Source organism: Caulobacter sp. CCNWLW153 (assembly GCF_036889365.1).
Classification (GTDB): domain Bacteria; phylum Pseudomonadota; class Alphaproteobacteria; order Caulobacterales; family Caulobacteraceae; genus Caulobacter; species Caulobacter radicis.
In genome coordinates this window covers 361,050-376,703 of the sequence record NZ_JBAKFV010000003.1, presented here as the reverse complement: position 1 = coordinate 376,703, position 15,654 = coordinate 361,050, and the positions used below count along the sequence as shown (strand labels likewise).

The following is a 15,654-nucleotide window of genomic DNA, read 5'->3' as shown; positions in this document are numbered from 1 at the left end:
GCGACACCCCAGGCGCTCAAGGAACGCCGTTTTGCGCTGTACCTTTTACGGGAATGAGACAAGATACCCGGTGTGGGGGAGCGGATTTCCTCGCTGTATTCAGCATGTCTCCACGCTTGACGTTGCGTCAGGCGATACACCCGTTTTTCTAATTTCTGCTGAAAAGCGAACTTTCAACAATTGGGTGACGTTGCGGAAAGTGAAAAGCCGTAACCTATCGCTGTTTACTTACAGCGCCGCCAGTTGACAGCCAAAGAACGCAAGTATGCAATCTCGCAAAGTCGAAGCAGGTCTGCCGGACACCTGCGCGCCGATCTCCGCAATGGAGATACGACAATGAAAACGTGCGGCGACGAGGAAACAACGGGACGCGGATAGGGGCCGCCGACAAGGCGTCATCGCGTCCAGGGAGGGATTTCGAATGACGCAGACCCCGCGCTTGCGGCGCCTCTTGGCCATGGGCGCTTCGGCCGCCGTGCTGACCGCCGTGGCCGTTCCGGCCTTTGCCCAAAACCAGTCGCCGACTCAGGTTCCGGCCAAGCCGGCCTCCGACAACGTGATCGAGGAACTGGTCGTCACGGCCCAGAAGAAGGAGGAAGCCCTCCAGGACGTGCCGATCGCGGTCTCGGCCTTCAGCCAGGACAGCCTGGAAGCCCAGAAGATCGACGGCGGCCCCAACCTGCAGCAGGCCATTCCGAACGTCAGCTTCGGCAAGAGCAACTTCACCAACAGCTTCAACTTCCAGATCCGCGGCATCGGCTCCAAGGGCGTCGGCGTCTCGGCCGACAGCGGCGTGGGCGTGCACGTCAACAACGCGCCGCTTCAGGCCAGCAACCTGTTCGAGGCCGAGTTCTACGACGTCGAGCGGGTGGAAGTGCTGCGCGGCCCGCAGGGCACGCTCTACGGCCGCAACGCCACCGGCGGCGTGGTCAACATCATCACCGCCAAGCCGTCCGACCGCTTCGAGGCCCTGGGCCGCGTCGAGTACGGCAACTACGACACCAAGAAGGTGCGCGGGATGGTCAACATCCCGATCGTCGAGGAGAAGATGGCCCTGCGCATCGCGGGCGCCCTGGTGCAGCGCGACGGCTTCGTCACCAACACCTTCAACAACCACAAGGTCGACGACCGCGACCTCTATTCCACGCGCGTCAGCCTGGCGGTGAACCCGAACGAGCGCCTGCGCGTCAACCTGATGTGGGAGCACTTCAAGGAAGACGACAACCGCGCCCGTATCGGCAAGCAGCTCTGCACCAAGGACGACGGCCCCGCCACGGTCGGCGGCGTCGCCACCGGCACGTCGCGCCGCTACCTGACGCAAGGCTGCGCCTCGGCCAGCCTCTACAGCAACGCCGCCTACGGCACGGTCAACACCTCGGGCACGCTGTACGGCGTGCTGGGCAACCTGGTGGGCTTCACCAGCGGCGACCTCAACGCCGGCGACACGGTGACCCGCGACCTGCGCGAGATCGAGACCCGCTTCGACCCGATCTACCGGTCGACCTCGGACGTCTACCAGTTCAACTTCGCCTACGACATCACCGACCAGTTGACCTTCACGTCGCTGAGCTCGATCAGCACCGGCGACATCTATTCCAAGCAGGACTACTTCCGGAACATCTCACCGGGCACGTTCAACAACACGGCCCTGACCCCGGGCGGCAACTTCACCGACCCGCAGACCGGCACGGCCAACACCTTCCTGACCTACGACATCTCGAAATCCAACGCCAAGCAGATCAGCCAGGAATTCCGCCTGCAGTCGGCCTTCGACGGCCCGATCAACTTCAACATCGGCGGCATCTACTTCGACTACCGCGGCGTCACCGACTACTACGTGGTCTCGAACGGCCTGACGATCTCGGCCCTGGCGCTGAATTTCCAGAACACCGGCAACCCGACCTGCAACCCGACCACCACGGCCAACTGCATCGGCATCGACACCTCGCCCAACCCGACGGGCGAGGGCCACAACTACTTCGACAACCGCACGCCCTACCACCTGAAGGCCACGGCGCTGTTCGGCGAGGTCTACTGGCAGGCCAGCGAGGACCTGAAGTTCACCCTGGGCCTGCGCCAGACCCACGACAAGAAGACCTCGGACAACATCTCGACCGCCCTGCTCGCCCCCGGCTACGGCCTGATCACCGGTACGCCGGCGCAGCAGAAGTCGGACTTCAAGGAACTGACCGGCCGCCTGGGCTTCGACTACAAGGCCAACCTGCTGTTCACCGACGAGACCCTGCTCTATGCCTTCTATTCCAAGGGCTACAAGGGCGGCGGCGCCAACCCGCCGGGGGCCATCGGCGTGGCCGGCGTGGCGGCGACCTACCAGCCGGAATTCGTCAACGCCTACGAGATCGGGGCCAAGAACACCCTGCTGGGCGGCAGCCTGCTGCTGAACGCCACCGGCTTCTACTACGACTACCAGGGCTACCAGATCTCGAAGATCGTCAACCGCACCTCGGTCAACGAGAACATCGACGCCACCGTCTGGGGCGTCGAACTCGAAACCCTGTGGCAGCCGGTCAAGGGCCTGCGCCTCAACGCCAACGTCGGCTACCTGAACACCAAGATCAAGGACGGCGTGTCCTCGATCGACGTGATGAACCGCACCCAGGGCGACCCGGCCCTGACCCTGGTCAAGGCCGCCCGGCCGACCGCGGCGCTGGGCAGCAACTGCGTCCTGACCACCGCCGGCGTGGCCACCATCATCGGGTCGGGCCTGGGCGGCACCCTGCCGCTGGCCTGCGCCGGCCCAGGCACTGGCGCCAGCAGCTACTACAGCAACCTGGCCAACACCCTCTACACCCTGCCCACCGCTTCGGGCGGGGCGGGCCTGACCGCGGCCCAGGCCACGGCGGTGCAGACCATCCTGGCGGCGGCCGGCGGCCCCGCGGCCGGGGCCTCGACCCTGGCCGGGGCGCTGATCTCGCAGGGCTTCACCCCCGCCCAGGCCACCGGCCTGGTGACGGTGGCGCTGACGGCCAACACCCTGGCCAACGGCGTGGGCCTCTACAACTACGCGGCCGGGGCCTCGATCGACGGCCGCGCCGCCGACCTGTCGGGCAACGAACTGCCCAACTCGCCGCATTGGACCCTGTCGCTGGGCGCCCAGTACACCTGGGACCTGCCGTCCGGCTGGGCCGCCACGGTGCGCGGCGACTACTACCGCCAGAGCGAGCAGTACGCCCGCATCTACAACACCGAGTACGACCGGCTGAAATCCTGGGAGAACGTCAACCTGACGCTCAAGATCGAGAAGCCGGAGCTTGGCCTGTCGATCGACGCCTATGTGAAGAACCTGCTGAACAAGACGCCGATCACCGACGCCTACACCACCGACGACACCTCGGGCCTGTTCACCAATGTCTACACGCTGGAACCGCGCCTCTACGGGGTCAGCCTGACCAAGACCTGGTGAACCTGATCGGGCCGGATCGGCTCGAGACGGGGGCGGCGGATGTCAATCCGCCGCCCCTTCTGCTTTCAGCGCTGTGACTTAACGACTCTGCAAGGCCAAGTCGTCCAAGCTGTGAATTCCCCGACGACCAGCCCCCGGCCGCATGGAAACGCTCGCCCGCCTCATCGATCGCCGCGACCCGGTCGATCCCCGCACGTCCTGCCGGACGGTGCTGGAGATCTTCGCGAGCGAACCCGCCCTCGCGGCCCTGGCGGTGACGCAGGACGGCGCGCCCATCGGCCTGGTCTATCGTGACGTCTTCGTCGGCCAGATGCTGGTCGCCGCCGAACACCTGAACGCACGCCCGATCTCGGAGGTCATGGACCCCGAGCCGCGCAGCGTGCGCGTGGCGATGGAGCCCGGCGTCTTCGTCGACGCCCTGGCCCAGAGCGCAACCCCCGTCTTCCGCACCGCCTTCGTCGCCACCGACGAGGACGGCCTCTATGTCGGCGTCGGCGGCCTGGCCTCCCTGCTCGCCTCGCATCGCCGCAAGCAGCGCGAAGCCCGCGAGGCCATGGGCCTGGTCGAGCGCATGGCGCACGACATCGGCCTGCACCTGGAAGGCGTCCAGGCCTTCACCGACCGGCTGGAACAGCAGCGCCTGGCGCCCGACGCGGCCGCCTGCGTGCGCGCCATCAGCGACACCAGCCGCGACATGAGCGAGATCCTGGGCCGGGCCATGGACCTGCACCGGGCCGCGACCGGCGGCCTGTCGCTGTCGCCCGCGCCGACCCGCCTGCGCGACCTGGCCGACGCGGTCGAGGCCCGCTGGGGCCCGCGCGCCGCCGAGGGTGGCTCGACCCTCCTATTCTCCTATGACGGCGACCCCGAGGCCGCCGCCCTGGTCGACCCCTCGCGCCTGCTGCAGGTGTTCGACGCCCTGATCGACGGTGCCCTGGCCCATGGCCGCGGCGTGATCGAGGCCAGCCTGCGGGCCCGCCTCGACGACGGCCGCCTGCGCCTGGAAGGCGACGTGCGCGACAACGCCGCCGCCGTGACCGCCGAGGAACGCCTGGCCCGCGTGTTCGACCCGCTGGGTGAAGGCCGCATGGACGACCGCGCCGAAATGGCCCTGGGCGTGGGCATGGCCCTGGCCCACCGCGTGCTGCGCGAGATGGGCGGCCAGGTGCGCGCCGAGCCCAATCGCGGCGCCGGCCTGACCCTGCGCTTCGCCCTCACCGCCCCGGCCGCCCAGGTCGAGACCCACGACGAGGAAGACCTCAGCGTCTCGGCCCGCCCGGCCCACATCCTGATCGTCGACGACAACGCCACCAACCGCATGGTCGCCGAGGCGCTGTGCGAGATGTTCGACTGCACCTCAGAGCAGGTGGCCGACGGCGTGGAGGCGGTCGAGGCCGCCCGCACCGGCCGCTTCGACCTGATCCTGATGGACATCAAGATGCCGCGCATGGACGGGGTGGCCGCCACCCGCGCCATCCGCGAGCTGCCCGGCCCGGCCGGCGCCGCCCCGATCGTCGCCCTGACCGCCAACGCCGGTCCCGAGGACGTCGCCGTCTATCTGGCGGCCGGCATGCAGGACGTAGTCGAAAAGCCGATCAAGCCCGAGCGCCTGGCCATCGTGCTCAGCGCCCTGCTGGCCGGCGAGGACGAGCAGGAAGCCGCCTGAGCCCTTCGAGGCCAGTATAAGAGACTTCAACCATAGCGAAAGCTGGACGACCAAAAGTTGTCCAAAGTGTTGGCTTGAGTAATGTCCGCGACACATCGCCGCCGCTACTGGCGTCGCCGCTTCAGCACCTCTAAGTTGATGAAGGAGCGGGAGACCATCGCGTCGTGTTGAATTCGGCCGAACAGCAGGCTTGGGAGTTCCTGAGCAAGGCGCCGCATTATGGCGCGCCGGCCGAGGTCGAAGCCCATTTCGGGCGCGCCCTGGCCGCCTTCGGCTACGACCGCTTCGCCGCCACCCTGGTCAACGCCGAGCGCTACGGCAAGGAGCCGCCGGCCCTGTCGCGCCAGGACTTCGAGGCCTGGGACTCCCGGTACTGGGGCGAGCGCTACGTGGTGCACGATCCCTGCGTGAAGCTGCTGCTGAAGTCCTCCAAGTCGTTCGCCTGGACCGACGCCAAGCCCCTGGGCGACCAACGCGCCCACGCCATGTGGGGCGAGGCCTCCGAGTTCGGCATGAACGACGGCTATGTCGTGCGCGTATTCGGCCCCGCCGGCCACGAGGTGCTAATCCGCATGGCCACGGCCGCGCCCGACACCGACCCGGCCAGCCGCGCCGTGGTCGAAAGCCTGGCCACGGTGTTCGGCACCATCATGCTCAAGCACTGGGAACTGCAGGACGACAATCCCGAGTACGGGGTGATCTCCGAGCGCCAGGCCCAGTGCCTCTACTGGGCCAGCCGCGGCAAGACCGACTGGGAGATCGGGGCGATCCTCGAACTCTCGCCCCGCACCGTCCACCACCATGTCGAGGCGGCCAAGAAGCGCCTGGGCGTGGTCAAGCGGCAGGAGGCGGTGATGAAGGCCGGCGAACTGGGCCTGTTGAAGGCCGAGTGACCGCCCCGCCACGTGCGGATCGGAATGCGCGCGTAACGCTGGAATATGAAATTTCACAACCTTGAATGCGCATCGATCATCTGTTAGGTGTTCGACATATCGCTTGGCGCGTGCGCTGCATTGCCTGGCCAGGCCCTTTTGCGCCAGGGTGTGCGTCAGCGCACAGAAGCGCCCTCCCCCATCATTGGTAATGGCCTCACGGACTGGGGCGGCGCGTCGCATAGGCCGTTTGGCCTATCGGTGATTGGGCGGATCATGCCGCCTAATGCGGGCTGTCCAGAACGGGGGACAGCCATGATCCACATCATCACCTGCGAGAACCGACACCTCTACGGGCCCCAGCTTTGGGCCATGCACGAGGAACGCCGCAAGCAGTGCGTCGAGAAGAACGGCTGGGTCGACCTGGTCGTGCTCGATGGCGGCGAAGTCGACGACTACGACGACTCGCGTGCCATCTACCTGCTGGGCTTCGACGACGACATGCAGCTGGAGGTCGGCCTGCGCCTGCGGCCCACCGACGACCGCTGCATGCTGGCCGACAAGTTCGCCCACCTGATCGCGCCGGACGAGGCCCCCAAGAAGGGTCACGACGTCTGGGAGGCCAGCCGTCTGTTCACCACCGAGGCCTATCGCGCCAAGAAGGGTCCGGGTCGGGGGACCCGGGTGTTCGAGGCCTGGGCCGCGGCCATGGAGCTGGCGCTGGTCAACAACGTCACCCGCTTCGTCGGCATGATCGACATGGCGCTGTACCCCGGCATCATGAACTCGCCGATCGACACGCGCCTGGTCGGACTGCCGCGCCCCTACGAGTTCGGAATCGTCGCCGGCTCGGAAATTCCCCTGTCGCAAGAACTGTTGCAGCGGGTGCGCGAATCGATCGCCATCGAATCGACGGTCGGCTATCACGTCGACGAACTCGACCTGCGGGCCTTCGGCGATCTCGCCGCCGTGCAGCGTCAGGTGCTGCGGGCGATGACGCCCCAGATTCTTCCGGGTTCGGAGCGTGACGAAACCCTTTCCGCCGAAGCGCTTTTCCGCTTGCACGACGCTAGCGGCCAAGCTCGGCGGATCTGGAACGATCGCGGTCGGAAATCGGAGTTTCAGCTTAACGCTTAGGCGGAGCCCAAGCTCCACCTCAGCGACGTAGCGCCGCACCTGCCCTAGCTCGGCTTTCGCCTACGCCCCGGTCGTGTCATTTTACACAAACAACCGTTGGAGGCGAAAAAGTTGAGTGAAGAAACCGAAGGCCGGCGACCCAACCCGGTCGATCTGCACGTCGGCGGTCGAGTCCGTATGCGTCGCAAGCTGTTGGGCGTGAGCCAGGAACAACTGGCCGATTCCCTGGGCCTGACGTTCCAGCAGGTCCAAAAGTACGAGCGCGGCGCCAACCGCGTCAGCGCTTCGAAACTGTATGAGATCGCCCGCACCCTGCAAGTGCCGGTGTCCTTCTTCTTCGACGGTCTCGCCGATCCGATGAGCGGCGCCGAAGAGGACGAAGTCGGTCACCACGCCGAACGCGTCGTTCAGGAATTCCTGACCACGCCGGAAGGCCTGGAACTGGCCGAGGTGTTCCCGAAGATCAATCGCGGCCGCGTCCGCCGCCAGGTCCTGGACCTCGTCCGCGCCATGGCCGAGGAAGCCGCCCGCGCCGACGCCTGATCCTCGCGATCATCGAGTAAAAGCTTAGAAGAGCCTCGCCTCCCCCCAGGCGAGGCTTTTTCTATGGGCCATCCATGTAGGCCAGGGCGCGCTCAGCCGGTGCTGGCCCGGCTCTGGGCCGCCAGCCAGATCCGCTTGGCCGTCTGCAGGCTGGCGGGCGCCAGCCCCCGCAGGTCGTGGCTGCGCAGGAAGGTCAGGCCCAGTTCGCGGTCCTTGCGCCAGGCCACCTTCACGTCGTGAGCAAAGCCGCCGACCAGGTCCACCAGCTGCACGTTGGCCGGCGGGGTCGACCCCGACAGCATCAGGATGCGCGCGCCGCCGTCCGAGACATCCTTGATCACGCAGTCCCAGGCGAAGGCTCCGCACAGCACCTTGCCCGACCTGTTGGTGTTCAGGCGCGGCGCAGCGCGACGATCGGCCCCCGTGCCTGAATCAAACTTCGACATGACCCCAACAACGCACGGCGCGGTTAATCGGTCGTCGGTTTAGACGGTTTTTCCGCCGTTTACCTAAGCTTGGCCGTGGATGGTTTGGGCGCCGGCTCAGGCCGCGTCCCGCCCCGGCTCGGGCCGCCAGCCGTTGTTCAGCAGGTCCAGCGCCATCAGGTGCGCCAGCTCCAGCACCTGGCCCTCGAGGCTGTCGAGCAGCTCCAGACGGCGCGAGGGCGAGGGCGTGTGGGCGTAGAGCGCGCACAGCACGTGAAGGCGCGCGCGGATGCTGGGCGGCTGGAAGTCCGAATGCAACACCGACGGCGTAGACAGCTCGGCGTCGGAGACACCTCGGCGGCCGAACGGCCCGGACGGCGCATCCTCGGGCGCATCCCCGAGCCCCGGCCACGACGAACTCCCCTGCCCCGCCCCGCCTTGTGCTGGCGCCTGAACCTGTCCCTGCTGCTGCGACGACTTCCTGGACATCACTGAACTACGCTTTCCTTCCTCGGGGTTAGAACTCATCAGGCCACCAGGGCCGGAGCGCCGCAGCGCATGCCGTTGGTCCGCACATCGGCCTCGCCCAGGCCCACGCCGACCAGGGCGGTCAGGCGGTTGATCGCCACGTCGAGGGGCGAGGCGGCGGCGGCCAGCAGCGGCTTCAGGGCGGCCAGGATCGACGACTCACCCAGGCCCAGCTGCAGGCCCAGCAGGTGGACGTCCAGCGAGAGGTTGCCGATCAGGGTGGCCACCGTGGTCGACACCAGGTCGCTGGTCTTCACGGTCTTGACCGTGCCGGCCGCCACGTCGGCGCTGCTGAACACGACATTGCGGAACGTCGCGCCGCCCAGGTCGACCTTCGACGAGCCGTCGACGGTGAACAATGGGGCCTGGACGATGCGGCCCTTGGTCGGGGTCAGGCCGACCTTGAAGTTGTTGAGCTTGCTGGTGTCGACCTGGCCGATGGAGACCGAGCCGACGCTGGGCTTGACCGCCAGCGTGGTCGTGCGGGCCTTGCAGTCCAGCGCGGCCAGCTTGGCCTCGCCCGAGGCCAGCTCGACGAGCAGCGGAACCTTGATCTGGGCCAGGCCGCCCAGGATGCCCGATCCCAGGAGCTTGGCCTCGACATAGAGCCGCGTCTGGGCGGTGCGGATCACCACCGACTTGTCCTGCGTCACGGTCATGTACGGCGAGTTGTTCATCGGCTCGCCGATGGCCAGCCAGGCGTCGACATCGGCCAGGCCCGGAACGGCCGCGCCCAGGTCCAGCTGCACCTGCCGGGCGCCGTTGCTCAGCATCAACATGGCGTTGGCCAACTGCATGGCGTCGGTGCCGATCCCCGCGCTGGAGCCACCGGCCACGTGGTCCTGGCGGCCGTAGGGGCCAAGGTCGACCAGCGTGCTGAGCTTGACGCTCTGGCTGGAGGCCGTCGCCGAGGCCAGCACCGTGGCGGCGCTGGCGGCGCGGCTGTCGCCGGCGGCGTTCAGCACGTCGGCCAGCACCGACAGAGCCTTGCCGGTCTTAACGTCGGTGGCCAACAGGTCGTCGTAGCTGGCGGCGTTGATCCCCAGCTTGGTGTCCAGTGCGTCGAGATAGTTGAACAGATTGACGTCGGCGTCGGCCAGGGCGTTGTAGTCCATGACCGACAGGCTGACCTTGCTGCCGGTCAGGCCGGTCAGCAGGGCGTTGGCCACCCCGGCGTCGAGACTGGCCAGGCGGGTGCCGATCGAGAAGCTGGCGAGGTCGGCGCGCGTGGCCGTGGCCTGACGGCGGATCGGGATCTTCTTCTTGCCCAACAGGGCCTGGCCGAAGAACAGGTCGGCCTCGCCGTCCAGAACCACGCGGGCGGCGTCGGGATCGACCTCGCCGGGCTTGAAGCGGTGGCTGGGGCCGCCGGTCGCGCTGGGATCATAGCGGCCGCGCGCGACCTGCGCGGTGACCGCCCCGCCGATCGGGTTGATCTCGACCGTGGCGTTGGCCGCGGCCTGGGCGCGGGCGATATCGCTCGCGGCGGCCAGGGCCGCCAGGTCGGCCACGCCCTGCAGACGGCGCGACTGCAGGTAGACCGAGCCCACGTCGACGGCCAGGGCCGCCAGGCCGACGCCGCCCGTCAGGGTCGCGGCGGCGATGATCGCCACGCCCCCTTTCTGGTCGCGAAGCCAACGGCGCATCATTCAGTAGCCCCCCAGACGGACCGACGCCTGGCGCGTGATCATGCTCGACGGCATCGGCGCGATCTTGGCGAAGGCGAAGACGACGGTCTTGGAGGCGTCGTAGGAGACCGACACCACGGTGCGGTCGGAACGTTCGGTGACGGTGGTCTTCACCAGGGTCGTGTCGAGGGCGGAATAGTCGGCGATGCCCTCGGTCACGGCGGCCTTGGCCAGCGAGGCGCGCTCGGCCCCGGTCAGCCCGGCCACCGCCGCCCGCGCGGCGTCGTTGGCCACCTGCTGCACCGAGTGGGCCATCCAGAAATAGGCGCCCCAGCCGAGCATGCCCACCACGAGCATGATGAGCATCGGGCACACGAGGGCGAACTCGACCAGGGCGGTCCCGGTCCGGTCCGCGCCGAACTTCTGGAAGAACTGCTGTTTGCGCATCTACGCCTCCGCACATCCCTTCGGTTGCGGCGTAAGCGTAAGTCGACCTTGGCTGTCGGCGAGTTCTTACGGAAAATCCGCGTTATTTGAAGTTCGCGTAGTTGGGAACTTGGCCTTAGTGCGACGTTGTGCCGCTGGGATAACACTGTTGTCCCCAGACTCGCGTGGCGGTAACTTTAAGTCGCAACCAACCAACCATTCCGAGAGTTTGTTTCAGCGATTGCGGAGCGTCCGGATTTTGCGTGGATCTGGAGAGGGTGACATGAAGTCGCGCGACGTCGCGCCGGCCAGGGTGACCGCCGGGGAAATCAGCAGGAATTTCGGTCAGTGGCAGGACGTAGCCCTGTCTGGACCGGTAATCGTGACTCACCACGGCCGACCACGGGTGGTGATGATCTCGGCCGAGCACTACGCGGCCGCGGGCCTGGCCGAAGGACCGGCCGGCTTCGACAACGATTCCGCCCTGCAGACCGCCGAGACGGCCCGCTCGGCGGTGTTGGGGCATCTGAACGAGGCCTTCGTCGCGCTCGATCCAGACCTCAAAATCACCGCGGTCAACGCCGTCTTCGAGGACCTCAAGGGGGCTAGCGCGGCGCAACTGGTCGGCCTGGCCTGGACCGAGGTGTTCAGCGCCCCGGTGCAGGCCCTGATCGGCGAGCAGTTCCGCCGCGTGCTGCGCACCGGCGAAACGCTGGAGTTCGAGTCGGAATCGACGGTGCAGTCGGGCCGCTGCTTCGGCGTGCGCGTGTTCCCCTACCCCGGCGGCGTGGCGGCTCTGTTCGTCAATCGCACCGAGGAACGCGACCTGCGCGCCCGCCTGGACCGCGCCGCGGCGCTGGAAACCGCCCTCTCGGTGCTGCCGGGCGTGGCCACGGCCCGCCTCAACATCCGCGGCGTGCTGACCTCGATGGACGCCGACTTCCTGCGGCTGACCGGCTTCTCCGAGGCCGAGCTGCGCGACTGCCGGCTCAGCGACATCGTCCGCCCGGCCGAGCGCCGCGCCCTGACCCAGGCCGTCGAGCATGCGCTGCAGGGCGACGCCCCCGCCCGCCTGCCCGTGACCCTGCTGATCAAGGACGGGGCCGAGCGCACCATCGAACTGGCCCTGGCCACCGTGCGCCGCGACGGCGTTCCCGAAGGCGTGCTGGCGGTGCTGTCGACCTGACAAGGCCAGGCCCGGGCCCCGATCGAACTTGACCGAACGGAACATTCGCTCGGGCGTTTTACCCTGCGCGCTTGTATTTTCGACGCCCGCGAGGCAAAGCCAAAACGTTGATTTTCGTATACGGAAATAACGTCATGGCGACCCCGCCTCCCACGCACCCGATCGACCGGCACGTCGGCGCGATGATCCGCGCCCATCGCCGCGCGGCCGGCGTCTCGCAGGAGGAACTTGGCAGGGCCCTGGGCCTGACCTTCCAGCAGATCCAGAAGTACGAGACCGGCGAGAACCGCGTCAGCGCCTCGAAACTGGTCGAGGTGGCCCGGGCGCTGTCGCTGCCCGTCGGCGCATTGTTCGAGGGCGTAGACGTCGTCGCCGGCGGCGGCGAAAGCCTGATCGCCCGCTTCATGAGCCTGCGCGAAGCGGGCTCGTTCATGGAAGCCGCCGTCGCCCTGCCCGAACCGGTGCGCAACGAGCTCTTCCGCCTGGCGACGGTGTACGTGGCCGAGGAGCAGGCGGCGGGCTGACCCCGCCTGGCTTACATGATCGTCACGGAGTGCGAGGCGGTGAGCGTGCCGGTGACGCTGCATCCCGGCGATCCCGGGACCGTCGCGCCCGAGAAGGTGACGGTGCTCGGCGCCCCGTTCGTCCAACTGGCGGTCGTCGCGCCGCCGCAGGTCCAGGGCGACGTGAAGCCCATCCAGATCATCACCGAAGACGTGCTGGTCGGCAGAACGATCCAGGGCGTGCCGCTGGCCGTCAGCAGATAGCCGCATGCCCAGTCGCCGGGCTGGATGGCCACGCTGGAGATCACCGCCGTGGCGCCGCTGGTGTCGATGCTGCCCGTCATCTCGACCGAGCAATCGACGCTCGTGGCCTGCGGGTGCGATACCGTCAGGTTTCCGCTCAGGGTGAAGTTCGCGACGGGACTGGGCGTGAACGTCGCGGCCGAAGCCGAACTGGCGGCGCCCGCGGTCGCGAGGGCAAGGACGGCGGACAGGACGGCGGCGCACTTGATCACGCTTAACTCCCCACGCGTTGTTGTTATCCTCTACCGATACTTACATTACTATAAGTTATTGGCAATAAGCCGCTCAACCCAGGGGGCGCGCGTCGCGGTCCACGATCGGCCAGGGCGGCGAACCGCTCGCGACCGGCGTCTCGGCGTACGCTGGAACGGAGTGGATGGACAGATCGTCCAAGGCTTCAAAAGCCAAGCCGATTTCGCCGCAACCGATCTGGAAGCAAAACGAATACAACGAATTGTCGGGAGGAACCGTTGGTGGCTGGGGGCGGGATCGAACCGCCGACCTGTGGGTTATGAATCCACCGCTCTAACCATCTGAGCTACCCAGCCGCCGAAGCGGAGCGGGCTTATAAGCGCAAACCGGGGCGGGCTTCAAGCCCGGTTTGCGATCTCATCCACAACTGCGCTCAAACGCCTGGCGAGGCTGTCGGGACCGTAGTCGGCCAGGACCGCCTCGCGGGCCTTTCGGCCGAAAGCGACCGAGGCGACCGGGTCGGCGATCAGGTCCGCCAGGGCGTCGGCCAGGGCCGCCGCGTCGCCGGGCGGCGGCAGGCGGCCGCTGGCGCCCTCGACGATCATCTCGTCGGGCCCGGGAATGGCGCTGGCGGCGACCGGCAGGCCGACAGCCATGGCTTCCAGCAGCACCAGCGGGAAACCCTCCTGGTAGGACGGGAAGGCGAAGACGTCGCCGGCAGCCAGGAACGCCGAGGCGTCGCGCCAGCCGACCAGGCGCATGCGATCGCCCAGGCCATGCTCGGCGATCAGGCCCTCCAGCTTGCCGCGCTCGTCGCCCTCGCCGGCGATCTCGACCTCGAAGGCCAGGCCCCGGTCGCGCAGCAGGGCGGCGGCGGCGACCAGCACGTCGAAGCCCTTCTTGGGGTGCAGGCGACCGGCGGCGACGATGCGCGGCGGCCGGCCGGCCTGGGCGAACGGCTGGGCCAGCGTCGTGGGAATCTTCACGGCGTTGGGCACGAAGTGCACGCGGCTTGCCGGGACGCCGCGCTCGACCGCCAGCTCGGCCAGGTGGCGGCCGACGCAGATATAGTCGGTGCGGGTGGTCTCGACGTCGAACGCCGGCTTGTGGACGCAGATGGCCAGGCGCGTCGCCTCCGGCGCGGCCTTCTCGAACAGGCGGGCCGGCCGCTGGCCGTGGCTGAGGATGATCGCCGGCTTCACCGCCCGCACGATCCGCCTGGCCGCGCCCAGGGTGAGCGGGTCCCAATCGGTATGGGCGGGCATCGACAGCAGCGGCGGGGTACGCCCCGCCTGCGCCTTGGCCACCGCTCCGCCGGCCCGGACCACGCCCGCGCAGATCCCGCCCCGGCGCGCGGCCCAGGCCTCGAGGATCGGCTGATAGTCGAGGAACACCTGCTCCAGGCCGCCCAGACCCTTGCCCAGCATGGCGTGCAGGATGGCGGTCAAGGGCGGGCTCCGAAACGAACGGGGGAGGCCGGAAACTTCCCCGCGCCGCCCACGGTGTCAATGGAGGGAGAGAAATGCCCCCTCCCCCTCGCCCGGCGGAGGAAAAGGCGGTTATGGTCCCCCCATGCGTTCATCCATGATCTTCGCCGCCTCCGCCCTGCTCGCCATCGCCGCCTGCGGCCCCGGCGAGGCTCAAGACAGCAGCGCCCCGGCGGTCACCGCCGATGGCGGCCCGGTCGAGACCCGCGCCGCCAACGCTCCCGACCAGAAGCCGGCCTTCGCCGGCCAGACCCGCGCGCCCCTCAAGGCCGCCGGCGTCGAGTACCAGGTGCAGGTCGTGGCCAAGGGGCTGGACCATCCGTGGGCCATCGCCTTCCTGCCCGACGGCTCGGCCCTGGTGACCGAGAAGGGCGCCGGCCGCCTGCGCATCCTGGCCAAGGACGGCAAGCTGTCGCCCGCCGTGACCGGCCTGCCGGCGGTGGACGTCAACGGCCAGGGCGGCCTGCTGGGCCTGGCGATCGATCCGCACTACACCGAGAACGGCCTCGTCTACTGGAGCTACGCCGAGCCGCGCGACGGCGGCAACGGCACGAGCGTGGCCCGCGGCAAGCTGGTCCCCGGGACCGCGCCGAAGCTCGAGAACGTGCAGGTCATCTGGCGCCAGACCCCGACCCTGGCCTCGGCCCTGCACTTCGGCGGGCGCCTGGTCTTCGCCCGCGACGGCAACCTGTTCGTCACCACCGGCGAGCGCTCGATCCTCGAAGGCCGTCGCCAGGCCCAGAACCTGGACGGCACGCTGGGCAAGGTGGTGCGGATCAAGCCCGACGGCTCGCCCCCCGAAGGCAACCCCTATGCCGGCCAGGCCGGCGCCAAGCCCGAGATCTGGTCGATCGGCCACCGCAACCTGCAGGCCGCCGCCATCAATCCCAAGACCGGCGAGCTGTGGACGGTCGAGCACGGCGCCAAGGGCGGCGACGAGCTCAACATTCCCCGCGCCGGCAAGAACTACGGCTGGCCGAGCATCACCTATGGCGAGGAGTATTCCGGCAAGCCGATCGGCGACGGGATCACCGCCAAGGAAGGCCTGGAACAGCCGATCTACTACTGGGATCCGGTGATCGCGCCCTCGGGCATGGCCTTCTACGAGGGCGCCCTGTTCCCCGCCTGGAAGGGCAGCCTGCTGGTCGGCTCGCTGAAGGAGCACCACATCGCCCGCCTGACGCTGGACGGCGACAAGGTGGTCGGCGAGGAGCGCATCGCCGCCGAGTTCGGCGAGCGCATCCGCGATGTCGTCGTCGGTCCCGATGGCGCCGTCTGGGCTGTGACCGACGAGGACGACGGCAAGGTGATCCGGATCGTCCCGAAGGGCTGAG

14 protein-coding genes and 1 tRNA gene are annotated in these 15,654 nt (G+C 68.1%); 8 read left to right on the top strand and 7 right to left on the bottom strand.

Annotation, left to right across the window (positions count from 1 at the left end):
* Positions 1 to 421: 421 nt before the first annotated feature.
* The 5 genes from V6S85_RS07505 to V6S85_RS07485 all read left to right on the top strand — a co-directional run bounded on the left by V6S85_RS07505 (position 422) and on the right by V6S85_RS07485 (position 7,642).
* Positions 422 to 3,424, top strand: a complete 3,003-nt coding sequence (locus tag V6S85_RS07505; protein ID WP_334348539.1) for a TonB-dependent receptor — start codon at positions 422 to 424, stop codon at positions 3,422 to 3,424.
* Between the two features lie 142 nt (positions 3,425 to 3,566).
* Positions 3,567 to 5,090 (top strand): response regulator, encoded by a 1,524-nt coding sequence (locus V6S85_RS07500; RefSeq protein WP_116567867.1) that lies wholly within the window; start codon positions 3,567 to 3,569, stop codon positions 5,088 to 5,090.
* Between the two features lie 164 nt (positions 5,091 to 5,254).
* Complete coding sequence (locus tag V6S85_RS07495) at positions 5,255 to 5,983, top strand: helix-turn-helix transcriptional regulator (RefSeq protein WP_116567869.1); 729 nt, start codon at positions 5,255 to 5,257, stop codon at positions 5,981 to 5,983.
* Between the two features lie 294 nt (positions 5,984 to 6,277).
* The gene (locus V6S85_RS07490; RefSeq protein ID WP_116567871.1) at positions 6,278 to 7,099 is read left to right on the top strand and encodes an acyl-homoserine-lactone synthase; all 822 of its coding nucleotides are present in this window, start codon (positions 6,278 to 6,280) and stop codon (positions 7,097 to 7,099) included.
* Positions 7,100 to 7,210: 111 nt separating this feature from the next.
* A complete protein-coding gene (locus V6S85_RS07485) occupies positions 7,211 to 7,642 on the top strand; it encodes a helix-turn-helix domain-containing protein (protein WP_058348070.1) in 432 nt (143 codons plus the stop codon).
* Positions 7,643 to 7,734: 92 nt separating this feature from the next.
* Here the strand turns inward: V6S85_RS07485 and V6S85_RS07480 are convergent, their stop codons facing one another.
* The 4 genes from V6S85_RS07480 to V6S85_RS07465 all read right to left on the bottom strand — a co-directional run bounded on the left by V6S85_RS07480 (position 7,735) and on the right by V6S85_RS07465 (position 10,670).
* A complete protein-coding gene (locus V6S85_RS07480; RefSeq protein WP_116490620.1) occupies positions 7,735 to 8,088 on the bottom strand; it encodes a PilZ domain-containing protein in 354 nt (117 codons plus the stop codon).
* Positions 8,089 to 8,184: 96 nt separating this feature from the next.
* Entirely contained in the window at positions 8,185 to 8,556 is a 372-nt protein-coding gene (locus tag V6S85_RS07475) for a hypothetical protein (protein ID WP_243410553.1), read from the bottom strand.
* 38 nt (positions 8,557 to 8,594) lie between these two features.
* Positions 8,595 to 10,244 carry a pilus assembly protein TadG-related protein gene (locus tag V6S85_RS07470; RefSeq protein ID WP_334348538.1) on the bottom strand — a complete coding sequence of 550 codons (1,650 nt, stop codon included), beginning with the start codon at positions 10,242 to 10,244 and terminating at the stop codon, positions 8,595 to 8,597.
* The gene (locus tag V6S85_RS07465) at positions 10,245 to 10,670 is read right to left on the bottom strand and encodes a TadE family protein (RefSeq protein WP_116490619.1); all 426 of its coding nucleotides are present in this window, start codon (positions 10,668 to 10,670) and stop codon (positions 10,245 to 10,247) included.
* Positions 10,671 to 10,932: 262 nt separating this feature from the next.
* On the opposite strand from V6S85_RS07465, the gene V6S85_RS07460 reads away from it, so the two are divergent.
* Entirely contained in the window at positions 10,933 to 11,835 is a 903-nt protein-coding gene (locus V6S85_RS07460) for a PAS domain-containing protein (protein WP_116567873.1), read from the top strand.
* A gap of 134 nt (positions 11,836 to 11,969) precedes the next feature.
* On the top strand, positions 11,970 to 12,359 hold the full coding sequence (locus tag V6S85_RS07455) for a helix-turn-helix domain-containing protein (RefSeq protein ID WP_116567875.1): 390 nt from the start codon (positions 11,970 to 11,972) through the stop codon (positions 12,357 to 12,359).
* An 11-nt stretch (positions 12,360 to 12,370) separates the two neighbouring features.
* Here V6S85_RS07455 and V6S85_RS07450 read toward each other — a convergent pair whose 3' ends face one another.
* From V6S85_RS07450 to V6S85_RS07440, 3 genes are all read right to left on the bottom strand, one after another.
* Positions 12,371 to 12,853 carry a protein activator of alkane oxidation PraB gene (locus V6S85_RS07450; RefSeq protein WP_334348537.1) on the bottom strand — a complete coding sequence of 161 codons (483 nt, stop codon included), beginning with the start codon at positions 12,851 to 12,853 and terminating at the stop codon, positions 12,371 to 12,373.
* A 259-nt stretch (positions 12,854 to 13,112) separates the two neighbouring features.
* A tRNA-Met gene (locus V6S85_RS07445) sits at positions 13,113 to 13,189 on the bottom strand.
* Between the two features lie 42 nt (positions 13,190 to 13,231).
* Entirely contained in the window at positions 13,232 to 14,281 is a 1,050-nt protein-coding gene (locus tag V6S85_RS07440; protein ID WP_334348536.1) for a glycosyltransferase, read from the bottom strand.
* 124 nt (positions 14,282 to 14,405) lie between these two features.
* On the opposite strand from V6S85_RS07440, the gene V6S85_RS07435 reads away from it, so the two are divergent.
* Positions 14,406 to 15,653 carry a PQQ-dependent sugar dehydrogenase gene (locus tag V6S85_RS07435; RefSeq protein ID WP_334348535.1) on the top strand — a complete coding sequence of 416 codons (1,248 nt, stop codon included), beginning with the start codon at positions 14,406 to 14,408 and terminating at the stop codon, positions 15,651 to 15,653.
* Position 15,654: the final 1 nt, after the last annotated feature.